Source organism: bacterium (assembly GCA_040755795.1).
GTDB lineage: Bacteria > UBA9089 > CG2-30-40-21 > CG2-30-40-21 > SBAY01 > JBFLXS01.
The window spans coordinates 1-1,863 of the sequence record JBFLXS010000603.1; the positions used below are offsets into that span (position 1 = coordinate 1).

Here is a 1,863-nt window from a genome sequence, read left to right on the forward strand (position 1 = left end):
TTTTAAGGAAAGAATAAAGGGGAGGACAAACCGATATGGGTAGGATTTAAGGATGGGAGGTGTAATTATTACATAATCTCTCTAATCCTACTTCTGATGCGGGATTAGAATAGGTCCGACCCTCAATAAAAAATTAAGGAGGTGTGAAGAAAAAATGATGGTAATAAGATGGATTGTATCAGGGGGAGTGGTAGCGATAATTTCGCAGGTTGTGAGTTTTATAATCTATGGGCTGATATTTGGTAAATTTTGCGCGATGAGTGAAGGTATCTGGCGACCAATGAATGATATTTGCTGGACGGTGGGGATGCCATTGACAGACCTTCTGGCAGGTCTAATGTTTGCCCTCGGTTATCTTTTGCTTTACAAAGGGATACCAGATAAAGGGATAAATAAAGGTTTTACCTTTGGGCTAATTGTTTGGCTTATGGCACGGGTGCCAGGTGAGTTGTATTTTTATACTATGATTCCAATTCATCGGATGCTCGTCTTTGCCGGTTGGTTGCAGGGGCTTCTCTCTTTATGCCTGGGAGGATTGGTCATATCAGCCATCTACGGCAAGACATTGGAAGAAAAATAGTCATAAACCAGATAACACAGATTTTAAAGAAAAATCACTAATGCACGAAGAAGTAATTATATCTCCACGGGACACAAAGAGCAATGAAAATTTATCACACAAAGACATAGTGAAGAAAGGGAAAATATTTTATAAATTTCCTCTGTGAACTCTGTGGCTCTGTGTGAGGTATTTTTCAGAAGAAAGGTAGTTTCACGCAAAGGCGCAAAGGACACAAAGAAAAATAAAGGAAAGAATTACCCTGGAGACCTTTGCGAGGAAAAAGGGAATATTTGAACAAATAAGAGTAAAATGACTAATCAATTTTCAACATACTTGTTAGATGAGATACTTTTGAAAGAAAAAATAAAAAAGGAGAATTTGCGTCGCCAACTAATCGAGAAGGTGCTATCTACTCTAACAAAACTTTCTGATAAGGTTAGTTTTAAAGAGGCGTATCTGTTTGGTTCTATTGTCAATCCAGACAGTTTTTCTGAAGAATCTGATGTGGATATTGGCTTTGTTGATTTAAGTGACCGGGATTTCTTTAAAACTATGGCATTTATTTCAAGAGAAATTGGAATAGATGTTGATGTCGTTCAGTTAGAAGGTCATCGTTTGGAAGAGAAGATAAAAGATAAAGGTATAAGATGGATAAAGAAGGTTTAGTTGTTCTAAAAGCTACAGTATCAAGGCAAATTGAGGAGATTGAAAAACTCTACTTTAGGATTGAGGACCGAAAACAAAAAAGAGGTAAATCAGGAATAGAAAGTCTTGCTTATCAATTACATAACCTCTATTGTGCCTTTGAAGACCTTTTTAAGATTGTGGCTGATACTTTTGATAATCATATTCAGAACAAAACCCATTACCATATAGAATTACTAAAACGGATGACGATAACCATTGAAGGTATCAGACCAGCACTAATTTCTCAAGAAAATTATGAGTTATTGGATAATCTCAGAGCGTTTAGACATCTTTTTCGGCATGCTTATTCTTATGAATTGGATGAAAGAAAAATAAAGATAGTTTTAGCCGACGCCATAAAATTAAAAAAACGCTATCAGGATGACATAAACATCTTTTTGAAAAGTATTGAGGGGAAACGGTCATCCCCCGTTGGGTCACATAGGACGGACGATGAAAATTAATGGGACACAGATGAACACAGATAACTAAACTTTTGCGTTTTTTGCTAACACTTTGTATTTCAATGTCTTGTGTAAATAAGGGGAAACGGGAAAGGGGGGAAAAGGAAAAAGAAGTATTTTTCTCTAAGTATAAGAAATATAGTTAGTTAT

Annotated in this window: 3 protein-coding genes; all 3 read left to right on the plus strand. The window is 36.1% G+C overall.

The window, feature by feature from the left end:
• Positions 1 to 154 precede the first annotated feature (154 nt).
• Positions 155 to 580 carry a hypothetical protein gene (locus AB1414_20115; protein ID MEW6609719.1) on the plus strand — a complete coding sequence of 142 codons (426 nt, stop codon included), beginning with the start codon at positions 155 to 157 and terminating at the stop codon, positions 578 to 580.
• A gap of 291 nt (positions 581 to 871) precedes the next feature.
• A complete protein-coding gene (locus tag AB1414_20120; protein MEW6609720.1) occupies positions 872 to 1,228 on the plus strand; it encodes a nucleotidyltransferase domain-containing protein in 357 nt (118 codons plus the stop codon).
• Positions 1,210 to 1,713: a hypothetical protein gene (locus tag AB1414_20125; GenBank protein ID MEW6609721.1), complete on the plus strand. Its 504-nt coding sequence runs from the start codon at positions 1,210 to 1,212 to the stop codon at positions 1,711 to 1,713. Before AB1414_20120 ends, AB1414_20125 begins: the two co-directional genes overlap by 19 nt.
• Positions 1,714 to 1,863 lie beyond the last annotated feature (150 nt).

Bases quoted from the DNA above. Each gene is read 5' to 3' on its own strand.
- AB1414_20115 (MEW6609719.1), top strand. From the start codon at position 155: ATGATGGTAATAAGATGGATTGTATCAGGGGGAGTGGTAGCGATAATT.
- AB1414_20120 (MEW6609720.1), top strand. From the start codon at position 872: ATGACTAATCAATTTTCAACATACTTGTTAGATGAGATACTTTTGAAA.
- AB1414_20125 (MEW6609721.1), top strand. From the start codon at position 1,210: ATGGATAAAGAAGGTTTAGTTGTTCTAAAAGCTACAGTATCAAGGCAA.